At 70.2% G+C, this 21,299-nt stretch carries 14 protein-coding genes; all 14 read left to right on the forward strand.

What is annotated here, in order from left to right; all coding sequences use genetic code 11:
• On the forward strand, window positions 1-2,235 hold a 2,235-nt coding region (locus tag M2317_RS12880; protein ID WP_429460757.1), incomplete at its 5' end, for a fibronectin type III domain-containing protein.
• 55 nt (window positions 2,236-2,290) lie between these two features.
• Complete coding sequence (locus tag M2317_RS12885; protein WP_429460759.1) at window positions 2,291-3,262, forward strand: AAA family ATPase; 972 nt, start codon at window positions 2,291-2,293, stop codon at window positions 3,260-3,262.
• A complete protein-coding gene (locus M2317_RS12890; RefSeq protein WP_429460760.1) occupies window positions 3,262-4,524 on the forward strand; it encodes a DUF58 domain-containing protein in 1,263 nt (420 codons plus the stop codon). Before M2317_RS12885 ends, M2317_RS12890 begins: the two co-directional genes overlap by 1 nt.
• On the forward strand, window positions 4,521-6,902 hold the full coding sequence (locus tag M2317_RS12895) for a transglutaminase-like domain-containing protein (protein WP_429460762.1): 2,382 nt from the start codon (window positions 4,521-4,523) through the stop codon (window positions 6,900-6,902). The genes M2317_RS12890 and M2317_RS12895 overlap by 4 nt, the downstream gene beginning before the upstream one ends.
• On the forward strand, window positions 6,899-8,308 hold the full coding sequence (locus tag M2317_RS12900) for an RDD family protein (RefSeq protein ID WP_429460764.1): 1,410 nt from the start codon (window positions 6,899-6,901) through the stop codon (window positions 8,306-8,308). The genes M2317_RS12895 and M2317_RS12900 overlap by 4 nt, the downstream gene beginning before the upstream one ends.
• Window positions 8,309-8,316: 8 nt before the next feature.
• The gene (locus tag M2317_RS12905) at window positions 8,317-9,120 is read left to right on the forward strand and encodes a PP2C family protein-serine/threonine phosphatase (protein WP_429460766.1); all 804 of its coding nucleotides are present in this window, start codon (window positions 8,317-8,319) and stop codon (window positions 9,118-9,120) included.
• Window positions 9,117-10,670, forward strand: a complete 1,554-nt coding sequence (locus M2317_RS12910; RefSeq protein ID WP_429460768.1) for an FHA domain-containing protein — start codon at window positions 9,117-9,119, stop codon at window positions 10,668-10,670. Before M2317_RS12905 ends, M2317_RS12910 begins: the two co-directional genes overlap by 4 nt.
• Window positions 10,667-12,304 (forward strand): serine/threonine-protein kinase, encoded by a 1,638-nt coding sequence (locus M2317_RS12915; protein ID WP_429460770.1) that lies wholly within the window; start codon window positions 10,667-10,669, stop codon window positions 12,302-12,304. The genes M2317_RS12910 and M2317_RS12915 overlap by 4 nt, the downstream gene beginning before the upstream one ends.
• 19 nt (window positions 12,305-12,323) lie before the next feature.
• Entirely contained in the window at window positions 12,324-13,841 is a 1,518-nt protein-coding gene (locus M2317_RS12920; protein WP_429460772.1) for an RDD family protein, read from the forward strand.
• A 52-nt stretch (window positions 13,842-13,893) separates the two neighbouring features.
• The gene (locus M2317_RS12925) at window positions 13,894-18,408 is read left to right on the forward strand and encodes an FtsK/SpoIIIE domain-containing protein (protein ID WP_429460773.1); all 4,515 of its coding nucleotides are present in this window, start codon (window positions 13,894-13,896) and stop codon (window positions 18,406-18,408) included.
• Window positions 18,409-18,526: 118 nt separating this feature from the next.
• Window positions 18,527-18,820, forward strand: a complete 294-nt coding sequence (locus M2317_RS12930; RefSeq protein ID WP_376178963.1) for a WXG100 family type VII secretion target — start codon at window positions 18,527-18,529, stop codon at window positions 18,818-18,820.
• 97 nt (window positions 18,821-18,917) lie between these two features.
• Window positions 18,918-19,142, forward strand: a complete 225-nt coding sequence (locus M2317_RS12935; RefSeq protein ID WP_429460775.1) for a hypothetical protein — start codon at window positions 18,918-18,920, stop codon at window positions 19,140-19,142.
• Window positions 19,143-19,152: 10 nt separating this feature from the next.
• Window positions 19,153-20,856, forward strand: a complete 1,704-nt coding sequence (locus tag M2317_RS12940; protein WP_429460777.1) for an ABC transporter substrate-binding protein — start codon at window positions 19,153-19,155, stop codon at window positions 20,854-20,856.
• A complete protein-coding gene (locus M2317_RS12945; RefSeq protein WP_429460779.1) occupies window positions 20,853-21,299 on the forward strand; it encodes a DUF6630 family protein in 447 nt (148 codons plus the stop codon). Before M2317_RS12940 ends, M2317_RS12945 begins: the two co-directional genes overlap by 4 nt.

The raw sequence follows: 21,299 nt of genomic DNA on the forward strand, positions 1-21,299 counted from the left end.
GATCCGGATCCGGAGGATCAGGGCAAGCTCTCGTTCGACTATGTGAGTGGTGCGACCGAGGGCATCTCGGCGCGCATGGACGGCACGAAGCTGCTTGTCGAAGCATCCTCCAACACCCCCAAGGGCACGGCGGCCACGCTGAAGGTCCGCATCACGGACGGGCACACCGACCCGATCGACGGCGCAGTGACCGTGACGGTCTCGGCGTCGACCCGCGACCTTCCGACCGCCGTCACCGACACGTTCGACGAGGTCGATCAGGGCGAGACGATCACGGTTCCGGTGCTGCAGAACGACTTCAACCCCTTCGCCGGCGAAGGAGAGCTGCGGCTCATCTCCGCCGAGCCGGAGAGCGGCGAGGGCGAGCCGGCGATCGTCGGGGACAAGATCGAAGTCACTGCGGGCAAGGACTACGTCGGCACTGTCACGATCCGCTACCGGATCGGTGACATCACGGAGGACCCCGACCGTGAGGTGGACGGGAAGATCGTGCTGAAGGTGCAGGGTGTGCCGGATGCTCCGGGGAAGCCGACGGTGTCGAGCGTTCAGGACCGGAAGGTGGTGCTGTCGTGGTCTCCGCCGGCGAACAACGGGGCGAAGATCGACGGGTACACGGTCCGCTCCGTGCAGGGCGATGCGTATGAGAAGCAGTGCTCCTCGACGACGTGCACGCTGGACGGCCTGACCAACAACGTGAAGTACCTGTTCCAGGTGACCGCGAACAACCGGGTGGGTGAGTCCGAGCCGTCGCCGTCGTCGGCGGAGGCGCGTCCGGATGCGCGTCCGGATACTCCGGCGGCTCCGACGATGGTGTTCGGTGACAAGGAGTTGAAGATCGCGTGGAAGACGCCGTCGACTCCCGGCTCTCCCGTGCAGTACTACACGCTGGAGCTGTCCGGTGGTGTCGGTGCGGGTCAGAAGACGAACATCACCGGCAACTCCTACACGTGGACGGGGTTGGAGAACGGGGCGGAGTACACGGTCCGCATCCGCGCCCACAACCTCGCCCCCGAGCCCTCCAGCTGGAGCGGCAACTCCCTCGGTGAGATCCCCGCAGGGCCGCCGCTTCAGCCGGCACCTCCGACCACGAGTCTGCTCTCGCCGGTCGGCGATCGCGCGCAGATGCAGGTGGCCTGGGTGGCTCCGAACAACAACGGCGACGCGATCGACGGCTACCAGCTGCAGGTGCTGCGCGGAGGGACCGTCGTGCAGACGATCGCCGTGGCCGCGGGCAAGACCGCGCAGGCCGTCGTCGTGGACACATCGACGACCGCGTACACGTACAAGGTGCATGCGCAGAACAAAGCCGGGTGGGGTGCCTGGTCGGATGCCTCGGCTCCGCGCCGTGCGGCCATCAAGCCCGGCACCCCGGGCACACCGTCCGTGCAGGCGGGCGACCACGCGCTGATCGTGGATCCGAACTCGTACCGCCTTTCCGAGGCCGAGTTGAACGGCGCATCCGCCGGCGAGGTGAGGTATGACTACAGCCTCAACGGCGGTACGTGGCACGTCAACGGTCAAGACGCCGGCTTCAATTGGGACGGCAGCTACATCCTGGCGAACAACGGCACGTCGTACACCGTGCGCATTCGTGCCGTCACCACCGTCGACGGCGTGGAGTACGTCTCCGACCCGTCCGGATCGTCCGCACCGCAGACCCCGTTCGGCATCCCACCTGCACCGTCAGCAACCGCCGTCAACAACGGAACGACGGTGACGTTCAACTGGAGTCCCAACGGCGACAACGGCGCATCGCTGGACGCCGCGCAGATCAGCATCAACGGCGGCGCCTGGCAGGCCGTGGCGACCAGCGGGTCCACGACGACCGGAAGCGCGTACGCGACGACGCATTCCATCCGAGTGCAGGTGCACAACAAGGCGGGCTGGTCGGCCGAGACGAGCGCGTCCGCGCGCACGAACGACCCGCCGCCTCCGCCTCCGCCGCCGCCCGCGCCGCGCGCATGGGTGACGAACGGGGCGTACGTCGGAAGCTCCGATTGCTACGACGGCTGCCACCGGTTCCACCTCAACACGAACGAGACGTTCCCGTCGGGCACGCACACGGTCGGATGCTCGAGCACGCCCTTCGGGGACTCGTGGCGCACGTACACGCTCAGCTTCGGCGCGAACGCGAGCTTCGATCTGTCGTGCCACCACGGCGACATGACCAGGGAACCACCACACCAGGTCTGGGTCACGATCGACGGCACCGCCTATGAACGTCGAGATTGGTAGCGCCGCGGCGCCCACCCCACAGCATCCCCACATCCCCACGTAAGGAAACCCACTCATGACGATGACCCCCGAACAGGCGGCCTGGTTCCAGGGCACCTTCCATCGCCTCGTCGACAACATCGACAAGGCGCTGCAGGGCAAGCGCGAGATCGTGAGCCTCGTGCTCGCTGCGATGCTCGCGGAAGGCCACGTGCTCCTCGAGGACGCGCCAGGGACCGGAAAGACCAGCCTCGCCAAGGCCCTCGCGGCGACCGTGCAGGGCACGAGCGCGCGCATCCAGTTCACGCCGGACCTGCTGCCCTCAGACGTCACCGGCGTCACGATCTACGACCAGCAGGCGCACCGCTTCGAGTTCCACAAGGGCCCGATCTTCGCGTCGATCGTCCTGGCCGACGAGATCAACCGCGCCTCGCCCAAGACCCAGTCGGCGCTGCTCGAGGTCATGGAGGAGTCCCGCGTCACGGTCGACGGCGTCACGCATGAGGCCGGTCGCCCGTTCCTCGTGATCGCGACGCAGAACCCCGTCGAGCAGGCCGGAACCTACAAGCTCCCCGAGGCGCAGCTGGACCGCTTCCTCATCAAGACCTCGATCGGCTACCCCGACCTCGCCGTGACCGAGAGCATTCTGGCCGGAGCATCCGACCGCAACCCGTCCGCGAGCCTGTCCGCGATCATCACCACGAGCGCTGTGGCCGACATGGCAGACCTCGCCGCGACCACCCATGTCGAGCCGGCCGTGCTGCGCTACGTCGCCGAGCTCACCGAGGCGACCCGTGAGGACAAGAGCGTCCGCCTGGGCGTTTCGGTCCGCGGTGCGATCTCGATGATCCGCATGGCGAAGGTGTGGGCCGCCGCCCACGGTCGCCACTACGTGCTGCCGGACGACATCAAGGCGCTCGCGCACGCCGTCTGGCAGCACCGTCTGCTGCTGGATGCCGAGGCCGAGTTCGCCGGTACGACTGCCGATGTCGTGGTCGCCCGCGCACTCGAGTCCGTCGCGGCACCCCAGGCGCGAACGGCGGCGTGATGACCGCGGAGACCCTCCCCGTCGACCCCTCGACGACCGCGCGCGATGCCGGCTGGCGCGACATCGCGGCGGTCGTCGGCGCGCGTGCGTGGACGCGTCTCCGCCTGATCCTGTCCGCCGTCCGCCCGCTCGCCTGGGTGCTCATCGGCCTCGCCATCGGGCTCTGGATCATCGGGCAGGTGTTCGGCTGGTGGGAGCTCACCGTCGCTGCGGTGATCATCGCCGTCACGGTGGCGCTGTGCGCGCTGTTCCTCATCGGACGCACCGAGTACGACGTCGCGCTCGACCTCGCCCGCACCCGAGTCGTCGTGGGCGAGCGAGCCGTCGGCGCATTGACGCTCGCGAACAACAGCGACCGCGCCATCCTCCCTTCGCGCGTCGTGCTGCCGGTCGGCTCGGGGCGCGGTGAGTTCGGCATCCAGCGCCTGGCTCCGGGGGAGCAGGCCGAAGAGCTGTTCGCGATCCCGACCCAGAAGCGCAGCGTGGTCGAGGTGGGGCCGGTCAGCGTGGTCCGCGGCGACCCGCTCGGACTGTTCGAGCGCGCGCACAACCGCGACCAGCCGGTCGACCTCTACGTGCACCCGAAGACCGTGCTGTTCGACGGCCAGTCGCTCGGCTTCCTGCGCGACCTCGAGGGGATGCCGGCATCCGACCTGTCCCGTGACGACGTGTCCTTCCACGCGCTGCTGGAGTACCAGCCGGGCGACGACCTGCGTCACGTGCACTGGCGCTCCACCGCGCGCACCGGCGTCATGATGGTGCGCCAGTTCGAGGAGACCCGTCGATCCCACTTCGTGATCGGCCTGTCCTGCAACGCTGCGGAGTACGCGGAGGAGGAGGAGTTCGAGCGCGCCGTCTCGATGGCGGGCTCGGTGGGGCTCCGTGCACTGCGCGACTCCCAGCGCGTGGACCTGCGCGTGCAGGGCCGGGAGCTTCCGGCCGGCACCGGCAAGCAGCTTCTGGACTCCCTCTCGACGGTCGAGCAGTCCAAGCCCAAGGACGGCGGCATCACGCAGCTCGCCGGAGTCCTGTCCGCGACCATGGCGCTCGCGAGCTTCGTCGTGCTCGTCACCGGTTCCCGGACGCGGACCGAAGACCTCCGCGCGGCGTGCGCCCGCGTCCCGTTCGGCGCCCGTTCGCTGGCGATCGTCGTCGACCTGAAGGTCGAGAATCCGACGCTGCGTCGCATCGGCGAGGCGGATGTCGTGACGGTCGCCGCCCTCGAGCAGCTGCCCGTCGCCCTGCGGAAGGTGCTCGCATGACCTCTCCTGCGCAGATCGCTCCTCGGCGCCTGGCCGTCGATCTCACGGCGTCGGCTCTCCTGCTCGGCGTCGCCGTCGTGGGGTTCTGGCCCACATTCGCCGGCCCCAGTTACCTGCCCGCCGCCATCGGCGCCGTGGTCATCGGCCTCGGCATCGCCGCCGTCAGCGCGTGGCGGCGCTGGGGCATCCTCATCATCGCCGGCCTGACGCTCGCGGCGTACTTCGTCTTCGGCGGTGCGCTCGCGCTGCCCTACACGACGATCGCCGGCTTCATTCCGACCATCGACACGCTGCAGCGCCTGGCCGTGGGCACGGTCACGTCGTGGAAGCAGCTGCTGACGACGGTCGCTCCCGTCGCGGCATCCGATGGGCATCTCATCGTGCCGTTCCTGCTGCTGCTGGTCACGAGCGTGCTCACCGGCTCGCTCGCCCTGCGCCTTCGTCACGGCGGATGGGCGCTGATCCCCGCCGGTGTCGCGGTGATGTTCGGCATCGCGCTTGGGGTGCCGTCTCCGGCCGCCCCGATCGCCCAGGGGGCGGTCTTCGCGCTCGTCAGCGTCGGCTGGTTGTCGTTGCGACAGATCTGGGCTCCGCAGAACGCCGCGGTCTCCGTCAGCGAGATCGACCCGGCGCGGGCATCGCACATGCGCTGGCGTCGGATCGGAGCCGGGGCCGCCGTCCTCGTCGTCGCCACCGGCGCCGGCGTCGCGACCAGTGCGATCGCCCAGCCCTACGAGCCGCGGCATGTCTTCCGCGACACGATCATCCCGCCGTTCGACATCCGCGAGTACCCGAGTCCCCTGCAGTCCTATCGGAAGGTCGTCCGCGACGACAGCGAGCACACGCTCTTCACGGTCCAGGGGCTGCCGGAGGGCTCCCGCGTCCGGCTCGCCGCCATGGACGACTTCAACGGCCAGGTCTACAACGTCTCGGACGCCGGCAACGGCTCGTCCGGCGCGTTCACTCCGCTGCGCGGCAACATGTCGGTGGATGCCGAGGGCGACCGGGTCACGGTCAAGGTCGAGATCGGCGAGTACGACGACGTCTGGATCCCGATCACGGGTCAGGTCAACGAGTTCTCCTACACCGGCGACCGCGCCGAGGAGCTGCGCCGTTCGACGTATTTCAACGAGTCCAGCGCGACGGCGATCAGCACGATCCCGCTGGCGAAGGGCGACACCTACACGCTCGAGACGACCATCCCGGTCGAGCGCGACGACGCGGATCTGGCGAAGGCCGAGTTCGGCTCGGTCACGATGCCCAAGCAGAGCAACGTCCCGGAGGAGCTCGCCTCCCTCGCGGCGGAGCAGACCGAGGACGCCGAGACGCCGATCGAGAAGGTCGCGGCACTCGAGACCTTCCTCGCCGAGGGGGGCTTCTTCAGCCACGGACTGCAGAACGAGGTCATCTCGCGCGCCGGGCACACCTCCGAGCGCATCACGACGCTGATCGGCGGCGACCAGATGATCGGCGACGACGAGCAGTACGCCGTCGCCATGACCCTGCTGGCCCGCGAACTCGACATCCCGGCCAGGGTGGTCATGGGCTTCTACCCGGACGAGGAGGATGCCGCGGAGACGACGTTCGCCGCGTCCGGCGAGGACGTGCACGCCTGGGTGGAGGTCAACTTCGCAGGCCACGGCTGGGTCGCATTCGACCCCACCCCGCCGGAGGACAAGGTCCCCAACGATCAGAACACGAAGCCGCGGGCTGACCCGAAGCCGCAGGTGCTGCAGCCGCCGCCCCCGCCGCAGGAGCCGGTCGACCTGCCCCCGACGCTTCCGGACGACCGGGAGGCCGAGGAGGACGACTTCAACCTCGCGGGCCTCATCGGCACGATCCTCACGATCGGCGGGATCTCGCTGGGCGTCATCGCGCTGCTCGCGTCGCCGTTCATCGTGATCGGCGCGTGGAAGGCTGCTCGTCGTCGTTCACGCCGTGCCGCGGAGCGCACGAGCGATCGCATCAGCGGCGGCTGGGATGAGCTCACCGACCGTGCCGTGGACTACGGGGCGCGGCTCACGGCCGGTTCCACCCGCGCCGAGGAGGCCGGCCAGGTCGTCGAGAAGATCCCGGTTCCGGCCGTGACGGTGCTCGCCCAGCGGGCGGATGCCGAGGTGTTCGGGCCGAGCGATCCGACGCCCGAGCAGGTCGACGCCTTCTGGAAGGAGGTCGACGAGATCGTCGTCGGCCTCAGCAAGGATGCCGGTTTCTTCACGAGGCTGAAGGCGCGCCTGAGCCTGCGTTCGCTGCTCAAGGACTCGTCGGTCACGGCCCGGTTCACGGGTCTCAAGGATGCCGCGACCGCGCGCGTTCGGCGAGAACCTGGCACCATCGACAAGAACAGTTCACCCACATCCGAGAGCGAGAGCGCATGACGATGCTTCCCTTCGGGCAGATCGCCCCGATTCCCCGTCGCGCGGTCGCCTACCTGATCGATGCGCTGATCGCGGGCGGCCTCGGCGTCGTGCTCAGCGGCATCGTCGTCATGATCGCCGTACTGACGGGGTCGGCCGAGGGCATGCTCCTGGTGCTGGCGATCGGCATTCCTGTCGTCGTCGCCCTCGAACTCGCCTGGGTGCTGATCTACACCTACATGCAGGTCGGTACGGGATCCATCGGCATGCGCGTGCAGGGCGTCCGCCTCGTGGATGCCGGGAGCGGCGATTCGATCGGCTTCTGGCGCGCGCTGCTGCGCAACGTGATCTTCGGCCTGGCCGCCTCGATCGTGGTCGGCTACTTCTCGCCGCTGTTCGACGGGTCCGGCCGCTTCCAGGGCTGGCACGACAAGGTCGCGAAGTCGCTCGTGATCGACGCCACCTCGGCAGCTCACGCAGCGCCGCCGACCCAGGCGATGCCCGTCGCGCAGCCGTTCGACCAGGGATTCGCGGGGCAGCAGCAGGCGGTGCCCGGCCACCCGGCGCCTACCGGACAGCCCGCGCCGCACGGCGTGATTCCGGCCCCGCCGCTGCCGTTCGGCGGCCAGGCCCCCGCTCAGCCGTTCGGCGGCCAGGCGCCCGCTCAGCCGTCGTTCGAGCAGCCGTCGTTCGAGCAGCCGGTTCCGGCGTCCGATCCGCACGCCGCTCCCGCCGCGACCGCTCCCGCCGCACCCGCTCCGCTCGCGCCGGAGTCCGCTGATGCACTGGATGAGACCATCGTTCCGCCGCGTCCTCCGCTGCCCGTGACGCCCGCTCCCGCGGCGCCGCTCCCTGCGGATTCCTCGCTGATCGCGTTCGTGCCGGGAATCACGCAGGATGCACCCGTGCGACCGGCGGCTCCGGCGCAGCCCGAGCCAGCGGGCGACGTGCCCGTCGCTCCGGCACCGGATGCTTCCGAATCGACCGGCGCCGACGACGAGGCGCCGACCGCGGAGAACCCCGCCGTTCCGGCATCCGTCATCTCGGTACCAGCGGACGCGGGCCAGGATGACGAACTGGAGCAGACGCGCATCAGCGTCCCCGGTCACCGGCTCGTCTTCACGTGGGATGACGGCACGCGCGTCTCGGTGTCGCGGCGCACGATCTTCGGCCGGAACCCCGCCGCCGAGGAGGGCGCGGTCACCGTTCCGGTGCGCGACGAGACCCTGTCGCTGTCGAAGACGCATTTCGAGGCGGCCGCCGAGACGATCGGCGGCTGGCTCATGGACCGCAGCTCGACCAACGGCACCACGATCATCCGCGATGGCGTGCAGATCTCCTGCCCCGCGGGAGAACGTGTCGCCATCAGGCTGGGCGACGTGATCTCGATCGGCGACCGCATCGTCACTGTCGGAGGCTACGAATGATCCCCGCCATGATCGTGTCGACCGGGTCAGCGACGCACGCGGGCAACCGGCGACCGCTCAACGAGGATTCGCTGCTCGCGAGCACGCCGGTGTTCCTCGTGGCCGATGGCATGGGCGGCCACGAGGCCGGCGAATGCGCCAGTGCTGCCGTCGTCGAGCAGTTCGCCCGGTTCATCGGTCGACCCGACCTGACGCTGGACGATGTCCGCACGGCGCTCAGCCGCGCCCGCACCGCCGTCGATGCGCTGTCCACCTCGGGCAACGGGCGCGCGGGGACGACACTCAGCGGTGCCGTGATCGCGTCGGTCGACGGCATGGGCTACTGGCTCACCTTCAACATCGGCGACTCCCGCACCTACCGGCTCGCCGGCGGCGAGCTCGAGCAGATCAGCGTCGACCACTCGGTCGTGCAGGAGCTCATCGACTCCGGGGAGCTGTCGATCGCGGATGCCGCATCGGATCACCGCCGCAACATCATCACGCGTGCGATCGGCGCCGGCAGCACCGGCGAAGCCGACTACTGGATGTTCCCCGCCGAGCTCGGGGATCGCATGCTGGTCTGCTCGGACGGTCTCTCGTCCGAACTGGACGATCAGCGCATCCGCGACATCCTCATGACCGAACCGGACCCGCAGACCGCCGCCGACGTGCTCGTCGACGAAGCCGTCAGGGCCGGTGGACGCGACAACGTGACGGTCGTCATCGCCGACGCCGTGCTCGTCGCGTCCAAACCCGGTCGCCCGCTGCAGGCGGACGACGACATCGATGCGGATACGCGACCGAGAGAAGCCGCCGCAGGAGGGATGCGATGATGCACACGATCTATCGACCGGGCCAGTGGAACACGCTGGTCGCGCCGGGGGCGCTCGTCGCTCTGCCGTCCGATGCGTCCGAGGCTCTCGTCGCGACCCTCTGGGAGCGGTTGAACGCCGAGCGGACCCTCGCCGTCGTCGTGGATGCGATCACCGACAGCGTCGGCGGGTCGTTCTCGGCGATGCCGTCGTTCGTCGCGGTGGTCGTCGAGGGTGCGAACGCGCGCGTGGCGCTGCGCGGCGACATCACGGCGGACATCACCGGAACGGACGGCGTTCAGTCGCTGTCCGGAGCCGACGTCCTGACCTGGAACGAGCGCTTCATCCCCGGTGCGACCCGGATCGCGCTGCGCCTCGCCGACGCTGCCGGCTCGCCGGAGCTGCCGGTGATCGGCGGCGTCGTGCGCGCCGCCGAAGTGATCGCGGATATCGAGGCGTCCGATGCGGAGGGTGAGCCCGAGGCTGATGACGAAGCCGCGGCCGCGACGTCGCTCCCGGTCGGCGAGGCGATGCCGGATGCCGAGGCTGCCGGCGCCGTGGCGTCCGACGCGCCCTCGTCCGATCATGTGTCGACCGAGTCCGCTCCTGACGTACAGGCCGCGGACTCACCGGTGCCGGGTGCTGTGGCGATGGCCGCACCTGTTGCCGAGGCGCCGGCTCCGGACGCCGCGGATCTCGCCTGGCCGCCGGTCGACGCCGACGCCGACGCGGACGCGGACGCGGCAGGGGTGCAGGAGTCGGAGACGGCTGCCGAACCCGAAGCCTCCACCGACCCGGAGGCGGTCGCGGACCCCGAGACCGTCACGGACCCCGACACGGCTGGCGAGCCCGGGTCTGCGCCCGATGCACCGACCGAGGCGATCGCTGTCGACGCGGCCGCCACCGACGCATCCGAGTTGGAGGGTTCCGAACCAGAATCATCCGGGTCCGCAGCATCCGAGCCCGAGCCGGAACCGCAGCACGGCGACGGCATCAGCGGCGAGACGCTCGTCCCGACCGAGCAGACCCTCGGCTCGGACTTCGACGAGTTCGAGCAGCTGTTCGGCGACACCGTGCACTCAGTCCCGTCGACCCCACCGGCCGCTCCGATCGAGGGCGACCACGACGGCGCGACGATCTCGGTGGCCGAGGCCCGTGCGATGCGGCGCGACCTGCCGCCCGTGCCGCAGCTCGAGCCGGAAGCCCCGACCGCGCTGCTGCCGACCCTCGGTGGCGGGCGCATCCGCGTCTCGACCGGCCAGGTCGTGGCGCTCGACCGCACCGTCGTGATCGGCCGCCGCCCCCGTGCGCCGCGGGCATCCGGAGCGAGCCTTCCGCACCTGATCGCGGTGGAGAGCCCCCAGCAGGACATCTCGCGCAGCCATCTCGAAGTGCGCCCCGAAGGCGACACGGTCGTCGTGATCGACCTGCACACCACGAACGGCTCGACTCTGCTGCGCCCCGGCGCGGACCCGGTGCGCCTGCACCCCGGCGAGCAGACCCTCGTGCTCACCGGTGACGTGATCGACCTCGGCGACGGCGTCACCGTCGCCTTCGAGGACCTCCCGTGAGTCGACCCCCCTCGACACCGCCCGAGCTTCCCGGTTTCACGTATGTGGAGCCGCTGGGCACGGGCGGGTTCGCGGACGTCTTCCTGTACGAGCAGCAGCTGCCGCGCCGACGCGTCGCGGTCAAGGTGCTGCTCGCGGACCGCATCGCGAGTGCGTCGGCGCAGGAGTTCACCGACGAGGCGAACGTCATGGCGATGCTCTCGACGCATCCCGCGATCGTCACGATCTACCAGGCCGGCGTCGCCGGCGACGGCCGGCCCTACCTCGTCATGGAGTACTGCCCCCGGCCCAACCTGCAGCTGCGCGCTCGCCGCGAGTCGTTCTCCGTCGCCGAGGCGCTGCGCGTCGGGATCCAGGTAGCCGGCGCCGTCGAGACCGCGCACCGCGCCGGCGTGCTGCACCGGGACATCAAGCCGGCCAACATCCTCGTGACCGAGTACAACCGTCCGGCGCTGACGGACTTCGGCATCGCCTCGACGACCGCCGCCATGTCGGAGGCCACCGGGATGTCGATCCCGTGGTCACCGCCGGAGTCCTTCGGAGACCCGCCGCAGAGCGGCACCCGCTCGGACGTGTGGGCGCTCGGAGCCACCCTGTACACTCTGCTCGCCGGCCGGTCGCCGTTCGAGCGCGCGGGGGAGCGCAACTCCAGCGCCGACCTGATCGAGCGCATCGAGCGCGCGCCGCTGCCGCCCCTGGGCCGCCCGGATTCCCCGGCGAGCCTGCAGCGGGTCCTCGAGCGCGCGATGGCGAAGAACCCCGCCGACCGGTACCCCAGCGCCGTTTCGCTCGCACGCGCGCTGCAGAAGGTGCAGATCGAGCTTTCGCACTCCGTGACGCCCGTCGACATCGTCGACGACCACCCGGTCGAGCAGATCGAGGACGACGACGACGGACTCACCCGTGTCCGCCAGGTGGTCAGCATCGATCCGGATGCCGGGTCCACACGCCCCTCGGCGCTCACACAGCCGTTCGCGGCCGGTCCGCTCGGTACGCCGGCGCCGGCGCCGGCCGCGTCCGCCATGCCGGTGTTCGATTCGCCCGCCGCGGCATCCGGATCCGACGCGACGGTCGTCCGCGGACCCGCGACGATCTCGCCGCAGCCGGCACCGGCATCCGCCGACGATCGGACCCTGCTGCGTCCGCCCCGGGTGCTGAACGCGCAGGCCGCGCCCGCCGCTGCACCTCCCGCCCCGACGGATGCCGAGGCGAAGCCGCGGCGCCGGACCGGTCTGCTCGTCGGCGGGATCCTCGGCGCGCTCGTGCTCGTCGTCGGCGCCGTCGTGGGGATCACCCTCGTCGCGAACACGTTGAACGCCGCACCGGATCCGCAGGAGACCGAGGACGTCGTGGATCCGAAGGAGGTCATCCCGGTGGGGACTCCCGAGGTCACCGAGCTCGCCGGCGTGCGCGACGGAACACAGGTGAGGTTCACCTGGACGAACCCGGAGCCGCAGGACGGCGACTACTACATCTGGGAGCAGGTCGTGCTCTCCGGCGAGTCGAAGACCGAGAAGGCGAACGAGCCCACGGTGACCTTCGCGCCGCAGGGCACGGGTCAGGTATGCATCGAGGTGTCGCTGGTGCGCGCGGACGGAGACTTCGCCGAACCCGTGCGCGGGTGCGTGGATTGATGGGACGGTATCCGACGGCATGATCTGGGAGATCGACGACAGCAAGCCGAAGATCGAGGGGCTCGACTCCGCGGGGCGGCCCGATCCCGCGTACGCCGCGGCGCTCGGTCTGCTGCGCGCGCCGTTCGGCCGGCGCAGCCTCGCTCTGGTGTGCGACGTCGCGCTCTGGATGCTGCTGCAGCTGCCCCTGTGGCTCGGAGCGGTTCCGCTGCTCCTGAAGCTCGCCACGGGCGCGATCTCACCGTACGGGTTCCTGAACCACCCGGGCTTCATCCTGGCCGTCGTGATGGCGAGCGTCTCGACCGTGCTCTCCCTCGTTCTCCTGATCGTGCAGTGGGTGCAGCACGGCCGCCAGGGACGCACGATCGGCAAGGCGATCGCCGGGATCCGCAGCGTCGACGTGCGCACGCTCGAGCGACCGGGTGTCGGGCGCGTGCTGCTGCGGTTCCTGATCTTCGGCGCATCCGGAATCGTGCCCGTGCTGGGACCAGCGCTGCTGCTCAGCACCCCGACGTTCGACCCGGAGGGGCGTGGCCGGGGATGGCACGACAAGGCCACCGGCATCTGGCTGGTCGATGCGCGCCGCGGGCTCAACCCGTACGACGAGAAGCGGATGCGCGTGGCGCGCAAGATGGTCAAGGCTCAGCCGATGAAGGGGCGCTCGAGCCTGCCGTCGCTGGCGACCCACGCGACCGCGGACGCACAACCCGCCTACCGACCGGGCAACCGGATCAGCGCGGGCGTGCTCGGCGTCGCCCGTCCGTATGCGGCGAACGAACGTCCTGAGGTCGGGCTCGCGACCCCGGCAGCGGAGTCCGTGCAGGTCGAAGCGGGCAAGCCCGTGCTCGGCGGCTACCGGGGCGAACCGGCATCGACGCCGGCCCCGACGCTGCCGTCGACGGGGATGCCGAGCGGGATGCCGGGACCCGTGCCGATGTCCACGCCGCGCCCGCAGCAGACGCCCGCTCAGGCTCCTGCGCCCCAGCCGGCTCCGGCAGCGCGGCCGGCTCCCGCGCCGCAACCCGCGGCCGCGCCGCAACCCGCGGCCGCGCCGCAACCCGCGCCCGCGCCGCAGCAGGTTCCGGCTCCCGTGCCCCAGCAGACTCAGGCGCCCGCGCCGCAGCCGGCTCCGCATGCTCCTGCATCGCAGCCGGCGCCCGTGCCCCAGCCGGCTCCCGAGTCCCGACCCGCCCCCGGGCAGCGGATGCCCGCTGCGCGCTTCGGGCTGCGACTCGACACCGGCGAGAGCATCCTGGTGTCCGAACCCGTCCTGCTCGGGCGGAATCCGGATGCGACCGAGCATCCGGGGGCGCGGGCGATCGCGCTGACGGACGACAGCCGGTCCCTGTCCAAGACGCACCTGCTCGTGCGTCCGGTCGACGGCGGTCTCGAGATCGTCGACTGCCGTTCGACGAATGGGTCGGGACTCGTCAGGGCCGGCGTCGAGTACGCCGTCGCCGCCGGCATCCCTGTGCTGACGATCGATGGCGACGTGATCCGGCTCGGCGACCGCGTGGCGTCCGTGGTGCGGGTGTGACGGTGGGCGAACAGATGTGCGCTGGCGAGCCCAGCGGGATTGAGGAATACGCATGAGGCTCAAGCTGACCCTGCATCGTCCGGCAGGGGACCCCGTCGACATCGTGATCACGACCGACTCCACGGCGACCGCCGGCGACGTCGCGCGCCACGTCGCCGCTGCCGACCCGACGCGCTCGACGCCCGTCGCCGACGGCGATGTTCTGACGCTGGCCGTCGCGCCTCCGACCGGGGAGCGGCTGGTGCCGCTGCAGCCGGAGGTGCCGATCGGAGAGGCGGCGGTCGGTTCCGGCTTCGCGGCATCCATCCTCAACTACGGACCCGACTTCACCGGTGCGAACCGACGCGAGAGCGCCGGCGTCCTGGTCGCGACGGCCGGAGCGCTCACCGGCCAGGAGTTCCCCATCACCACCGGGCACGTGTTCCTCGGCCGCGACGCCGACAACGACGTCGTGCTCGCGGACCCGATGGTGTCCAAGCGGCACGCCAGACTCGAGGTCGGCACGCACATCGAGGTCGTCGACCTGAACTCCGCGAACGGCGTGCTGGTGGACGGCGTGGCCGTGCAGCGCGTGCGCGTCGAAGAGGGCGAGCCGTTCGTGATCGGCGGCACGACGCTCGTGCTCCGGCTGGCTCGGTCGTTCGACGGCTCGGCCGCCGAGGACCCGATCATCGAGCGCGGTGGCGGGCTGCTGTTCAACCGCAGCCCCAGAGTCGAGGTGCGCTACCCGGGGACCCTGTTCAAGCCGCCGCGGCTGCCCACCGAGAAGATCGGCAAGATGTTCCCGTGGCCCATCCTGGTCGCGCCGATCCTGATGGGCATGGCGCTGTACGCCATGAACGGCAACCCGCGCTCGCTGCTCATGATCGTGATGACGCCGCTGATGGCGTTCGGCAACATCATCAACCAGTCGGTGCAGAGCAAGAAGAACACCAACCACGAGTTCCTGCTCTTCGAACGGCAGCACGAGCAGCTGGAAGAGGACTTCTTCCGCGGGAAGCCCGAAGAGGAGCTGGCGCGCAACGCCGAGGCGCCGCCCGTGGCCGAGGTCTTCGACCATGCGATGAGGCTCGGGCCTCTGCTGTGGACCAGGCGACCGGAGCACTGGAACTTCCTCGGGCTGCGGCTGGGCGCCTGTCGCCTGCCCGCCCGCAACCGGATCGACGACGCGGACGCGCCGGAGGGCCTGCCGGAGTTCATCGACCGCATCGACCGGCTGCAGGAGCGCTATGCCTTCGTCGATGACGTGCCCGTGTACGAAGCGTTCGCGGACGCGGGCTCGATCGGCATCGCCGGCCCGCAGGCGCCGGTCGCCGACACGATGCGCGGGATCGCGGTGCAGCTGTTCGGGCTGCACGCTCCCAATGACGTCGTCGCGGTCGCCTTCGCCGACTCCGCATGGACGCCGGAGCTGGACTGGCTCAAGTGGATGCCGCACACCTCGAGTGAACGCAGCCCGTTCCGGGATGTGGCCCTCGCCGACTCGGCGCCCACCGGCGCCGCGCTGCTGAGCACGCTCGAGGAGTACGTCGCCCGTGCCGCCGCCACCGAGGGTGCGGGTGAACCGCGCGGTCCGTTCAAGGAGGACTGGAACCCGATCCTGTACGGCACGGACGTGTCCAGGGCGGCCGGCGAGCACAAGAGTACGCCGAGGGTGTCCGTCATCGTGTTCGTGACCAGCGATGCCCCGGTCGACCGCGGGCGCCTGACCGACGTGCTCGAACGCGGTGCCGATCACGGCGTGCACGCCGTGTTCGTCTCGCCGACGGTCGAGTCTCTCCCCGCGGTGTGCCGCAGCTACATCGACGTGACGAACGGGCTCGAGGATGCCCGCGTCGGGTTGGTCCGCAACGGGCAGAACTTCGAGCACGTCACCGTGGAGGGCGTCTCCAACGCCTACATGCACATGCTCGCCAGGCGCCTCGCGCCCGTCGTCGATGCGAGCACCGTCGTGCACGACTCGTCCGACATCCCGACGTCGGTCATGTTCCTTCAGCTCGTGGATCCGGCGATCGCCGAGGATCCGCGCGTGGTGATCGAGCGGTGGCGGCAGAACAACACGATCCTCGATCGGTCGCCGAACCCGCGCCCGCGCATGAAGAAATCCGGGACGCTGCGCGCGATCATCGGACAGGGACCGAGTGACGCGATGGCGCTCGATCTGCGCACGCACGGCCCGCACGCCCTCGTGGGCGGCACCACAGGTGCCGGAAAGAGCGAGTTCCTGCAGGCATGGGTGCTCGGCATGGCCGCAGCGCACAGCCCCGACCGCGTCACGTTCCTGTTCGTCGACTACAAGGGCGGATCCGCGTTCGCGGACTGCGTCGAGCTGCCGCACTGCGTCGGACTCGTCACGGACCTGAGCCCGCACCTGGTGCGGCGTGCACTGACGAGCCTGCGCGCAGAGCTGCAGCACCGCGAGCACCTGCTCAACCGCAAGAAGGCCAAGGACCTCCTCGAACTCGAGAAGCGTCAGGATCCGGAGACGCCGCCCGCTCTCGTGCTCGTGATCGACGAGTTCGCGGCGCTGGCGTCCGAGATGCCGGACTTCGTCGATGGCGTGGTGGACATCGCGCAGAGAGGACGTTCACTCGGCATCCACCTCATCATGGCGACCCAGCGTCCGGCCGGAGTCATCAAGGACAACCTGCGGGCGAACACGAACCTGCGCATCGCGCTGCGCATGGCGGACGAATCCGACTCGCGCGACGTCGTGGACGACCCGATCGCGGCGAGCTTCTCGCCCGCGCTCCCCGGCCGCGCGATCGCGAAGACCGGACCTGGACGCCTCGTGCCGTTCCAGTCCGCCTACGCGGGCGGATGGACGACCGACGACGACACCGCCGTCGCGGAGGTACGGGTCGCCGAGCTCCGCTTCGGCGCGACCAGCGAGTGGGAGGCCGACGGCCTCGCGGAGTCGGACGTGCACGAGGAGGACCTCGGCCCGAACGACCAGAAGCGCATCGTGTCGACGCTGATCAAGGCGAGCGCCGCCGCCGGGCTGCCCCGGCCACGGCGCCCGTGGCTCGACGACCTGTCGCCGCTCGTCGATCTGAGCGATCTGCCCAACGAGGGCGACACGCGCATTCCGATCGCGCTCGTGGACGTCCCGGAGAAGCAGCTGCAGCAGCCGGCGGTGTTTTCGCCGGACCGCGACGGTTCGCTCGTGATCTACGGCACCTCGGGGTCGGGCAAGTCAACCCTGCTCAAGACGATCGGCACCGCGGCGGGCATGCGTCCGGACAAGGGCCGGGTGCAGGTGTACTGCCTCGACTTCGCCTCCGGCGCGCTGTCCGCGCTGTCCGCGCTTCCGCATGTCGGCTCGGTCGTGGACGGAGCGGATGCCGAGCGCATCCAGCGCCTGTTCCGCACGCTCGATCGTGAGATGGACCGCCGCTCCGCCGCCTTCGCCTCGGCCAGCGCCGGCTCCGTCCAGGAGTACCGTGAGCTCGCCGATGCGAACATGCCGCGCATCGTGCTGCTCATCGACAACTATCCCGAGTTCAAGAAGGACTGGGAGATGGCGCCGGGGCGCGGGCCGTTCTACCGGATCTTCATGCGGATCCTCGGCGAGGGCCGCACCCTCGGCCTGCACGTCGTCATGACCGCCGACCGCGGCAACGCCGTGCCGAGCGCCGTGGCGTCGAACATCTCCCGCCGCGTCGTGCTGCGCATGGGAGATCCGAGTCAGTACATGCTGCTCGGCGTGCCGCGTGACGTGCTCGACGAGCAGTCGGCACCGGGGCGCGCGGTCATCGACGGACACGAGGCTCAGATCGCCGTGCTCGGCGGCACGTCGAACGCCGTCGAGCAGACGAAGGCCCTCGCCGCCCTCGGCGACCGCCTGCGCGAGGCCGGCGTGCGCGACCTTCCCGAGATCGGTGCGCTGCCGACGATGGTCCCGGTGGCGGACATGCCGGCCCAGGTGGACAGGATGCCGGTGTTCGGCGTCGCGGACGACACGCTCGCTCCTCGCGGCTTCGAGCCGATCGGATCGTTCGTCGTGTCCGGCCCCCCGGCAGCGGGCAAGACGAACGCGCTCAAGGCGCTCGTCGTCGCGATGGAGCGCTTCGATCCGAACGTGCAGCTGTACCACTTCGGCAGCCGCAGGGCGGAGCTCAAGGACTTCCGCCCGTGGGTGCGCAGCGCCACGAAGGCCGAGGACGAGAAGGACCTCGCCGCCGAGCTCGCCGAGCTGGTCGTCAGCGACGCCCAGCGTCAGCGGATCATGATCGTGATCGAGGACATCCCGCACCTCGCGGACGGCCCGGCGGATCGGCCGATGCGCGCTCTGCTGCAGGCGATGAACAACAGCGACCACCTGCTGGTCGGCGAGGCGGAGATCACCAGGGCGAGCGGCAGCATCGGCGTGCTGGGCGAGTGGAAGACCGGACGCCAGGGCATCGTGCTGAAGCCGGACACGTACGACGGCGAGTCGATCTTCAAGTCGCCGTTCGGCCGGGTCAAGCGGAGCGACTTCCCCGTGGGCCGCGGAATCTTCGTGCAGGCGGGCCGTGCGGTTACCATGCAGATGCCGTTGGTGCCGGACGCGCCGACCCGCGCGTGACGGCATGGGGAGAACTGCCATGGGTACTTCTCCCCGTTTGCCGCTCGACGTTCATTGGCTAACCTCGACGTAAGAGGCCGCAGGGCCTGAAGACGACGAACGCTGGGAGGCGGTTCTCATGGCCGGACATGATTTCGGGGCAACATACAGCGAGATGGAGAGCGCGGCTTCGCGCCTCCGCGACGGTCGCAGCACCGTCACCGACACGCTGAAGGAGCTGCAGGCGGTCATCGATGACCTCGTGCAGGACGGGTTCAAGACCGAGAACGCGTCCGACGCGTACTCGACCGCGTACAACGAGCTGACCTCGTCGCTGGACGATGCCGCCGAGGCCGTCAACGACATGGCCGACGCGCTCGACCGCATGGCGGACTCGATCCGCGACAAGGACGCCGAGCTCGCCGGCGGCTGATCCGCACGGCTCTCAGAGAGGTCGTGGTGCCCGTCCGGGGGGACGTGCACCACGACCTTTCGCATAGAATCACCAAGACGAGCGGAGGAGAGCGCTGATGAGCGGTTCACAGCCCTACTGGTACAACCTGAGCACGCAGACCGTCGTGCGCGCCGACGAGCGCCCGTCGGAGGACACCCTCGGTCCGTTCGGCTCGGCGCAGGAGGCCGAGGAGTCTCCTGCCGTTCTGCTGGAGCACGCGCGCGCGTGGCTGGAGAGCGAAGAGAGCGAGCCGTATCGCGAGATGGCCGCCGAAGCCGACGACGGCACCGACTACGTGTGACGGCGAGGTGATGAGGGCGCATCGCCGTATCGCGGCATCCCTCATCGTGCTGCTCGCGGCAGGCCTCGCCGCCTGCGCGCCCGCGCTGCCGGCGACCGTGGTGGCCGGGTCGGCGATCACGGTGGGGTGGACAGGGGAGCTCACCTCCACGAACGCGGCCACCGCCCCGACGTCCGGGAACATCGATATCGCCGAGCTGATCCGTGCCGGTTTCGGCGACGTGGTCGACGGCGAGTTCGTCCCCGATGAGGGGTTCGGCACGGCGAGCATCGTCAGCGACGACCCGTTCACTGTCCGCTACGACCTCGCGGAGCCGGCCTGGTCGGACGGCATCCCGCTCGACGCCGCCGACCTGATGCTCGGCTGGACCGGAGCATCCGGGTACTTCCCGACGCAGCCGGAGGATGCCGAGGCTCCCGTCGAGCCGCAGCTCGCCGAGGAGACACCCGTCGTCGACGAGTTCGCTCGCGCGATCGACGTGACCTTCCCCGGACCCGATATCGACTGGCAGCAACGCGTCCCCGTACCCGTCCCTGCGCACGTCGTGGGCCAGCGGGCGTTCGGCATCGATGATGCGATGGAGGCGAAGCAGGCGGTCATCCGCGCGATCGAGGACGCTGACACGGCGGCCCTCGAGAAGATCGCCGAGGTGTGGAACACCGGGTTCGCGTTCACAGACCCCTCGGACGTCCCCGCCGACCTGCTGATCTCGAGCGGCCCGTTCACGATCGACGAGATCGTCGCGGCGGAGGCGGGGCAGAGCGTGACGCTCGTGCCCAATGCGGCGTACCGCGGTCCGGTGACCCCGCAGATCGCCAGGATCGATCTGGTGCCGCCGGGGGACGACCCGGTGGGCGCGATCGGTCAGGTGCTCGATGTCGCGCAGGTCGCTCCGACCGCGTCGAACCGGGCGCCGATCCACGACCTCGAACGCAAGGACTTCGCGGTCACGACGACCCACGACGGCACCCTCTGGAGCCTGCTGCTGAAGCCTGCAGGCGTCTTCGCGCAGCAGCAGGCCAGAATCGCCTTCATCCACGCGGTGCCGGTGCGACCGATGGTGGACCGTGGTGCGGGGGAGTGGGCGTCCGCCTACACCGCGAGCACCGCGATGCTGGCGGCTCCGGGTTCGCGCGCGTACGACATCGTGAACGAGGACTCCGGGTTCGCGGAACTGCTCGGAGAGCCGGGAGACGACCCGGCGCTCCAGCGCGAGTTCGCCGGTGTCCCGGACGGCGCCGCGGTCTGCGTGCTGTACGACCGGCACAGCGAGTTCGCCACCGGTGCCTTCGCGGCGCTGCGGGAGAGCGCCGCGGAGTCCGGTTGGAACGCGATCGACTGCGGCAGCGACGACTATCGCGCGGCGCTCGCGCAGGGGAGATGGGATGCCGTGATCGCCCGGGTGCCGATTCCGCAGACGCCGGAGCAGATCGCCGTGCAGTGGGGCAGCGGCGGCTCGGCATCCGTCACCGGTCACGCGGATGCGGATCGGGATGCTCTGATCACCGAGCTCGCGCAGACCACCGACGTCTACGAGGCGAGAGAGGTGCTCGCGATCGTCGAGGCCTCGATCGTGCGCGCGGCTGTCGCGCTGCCGATCGCGACCAACCCCCGGATCACGATCGTCGACAAGGACGTGACCGGAGTCGCGCCGCGCAATGGCGCGGCGGCGCCGCTGACGTACGGCGCTGTGCAGTGGGCGGTGGTCCCGTGAGCGGCACTCCCATGAGCGGGTCGGTGCAGGACTGGGCACGGCTGGGCCGGCTGCTCGATGACGACCCCGAACTGCTCGCTTCGGTGGAGTCCGCTGCGGCGGATCCGGATGCCGACCCCTGGCTGGCGGTCATCGACGGCCTGGACGACGCCGGAGCGCTCGCCTACCTGGAGACGCAGGATCTCGGGGCCGAGCTCGCGGACGCCCTCGCCGGGCTGCCGCGCGTGTTCCGCACGTCCGTCGACCTCGGGCCAGTCGCCGACATCGACGAGCTGCCGGACGCGATCGCCGCGGCCGATCTGCTTCTCGCGCCGCACGACCTGCGCATCGTGTACCTCGAGGAGGACTCGGATGCCTTCCCCCTCGTGGCCGTCAGGCGGGCGGATGCCGAGGCGATCGTGGATCTGGCGGCGCACCTCGGGCACGAGGCGCGGGTGTTCTGA

It is taken from the genome of Microbacterium sp. ZKA21, assembly GCF_050434165.1.
Lineage (GTDB): Bacteria > Actinomycetota > Actinomycetes > Actinomycetales > Microbacteriaceae > Microbacterium.

What these genes read in the sequence shown, in the direction of transcription:
- M2317_RS12895 (WP_429460762.1), top strand. Translation starts at nt 4,521, where the DNA reads ATGACCTCTCCTGCGCAGATCGCTCCTCGGCGCCTGGCCGTCGATCTC.
- M2317_RS12910 (WP_429460768.1), top strand. Translation starts at nt 9,117, where the DNA reads ATGATGCACACGATCTATCGACCGGGCCAGTGGAACACGCTGGTCGCG.
- M2317_RS12890 (WP_429460760.1), top strand. Translation starts at nt 3,262, where the DNA reads ATGACCGCGGAGACCCTCCCCGTCGACCCCTCGACGACCGCGCGCGAT.
- M2317_RS12925 (WP_429460773.1), top strand. Translation starts at nt 13,894, where the DNA reads ATGAGGCTCAAGCTGACCCTGCATCGTCCGGCAGGGGACCCCGTCGAC.
- M2317_RS12920 (WP_429460772.1), top strand. Translation starts at nt 12,324, where the DNA reads ATGATCTGGGAGATCGACGACAGCAAGCCGAAGATCGAGGGGCTCGAC.
- M2317_RS12900 (WP_429460764.1), top strand. Translation starts at nt 6,899, where the DNA reads ATGACGATGCTTCCCTTCGGGCAGATCGCCCCGATTCCCCGTCGCGCG.
- M2317_RS12935 (WP_429460775.1), top strand. Translation starts at nt 18,918, where the DNA reads ATGAGCGGTTCACAGCCCTACTGGTACAACCTGAGCACGCAGACCGTC.
- M2317_RS12885 (WP_429460759.1), top strand. Translation starts at nt 2,291, where the DNA reads ATGACGATGACCCCCGAACAGGCGGCCTGGTTCCAGGGCACCTTCCAT.
- M2317_RS12905 (WP_429460766.1), top strand. Translation starts at nt 8,317, where the DNA reads ATGATCGTGTCGACCGGGTCAGCGACGCACGCGGGCAACCGGCGACCG.
- M2317_RS12930 (WP_376178963.1), top strand. Translation starts at nt 18,527, where the DNA reads ATGGCCGGACATGATTTCGGGGCAACATACAGCGAGATGGAGAGCGCG.
- M2317_RS12940 (WP_429460777.1), top strand. Translation starts at nt 19,153, where the DNA reads ATGAGGGCGCATCGCCGTATCGCGGCATCCCTCATCGTGCTGCTCGCG.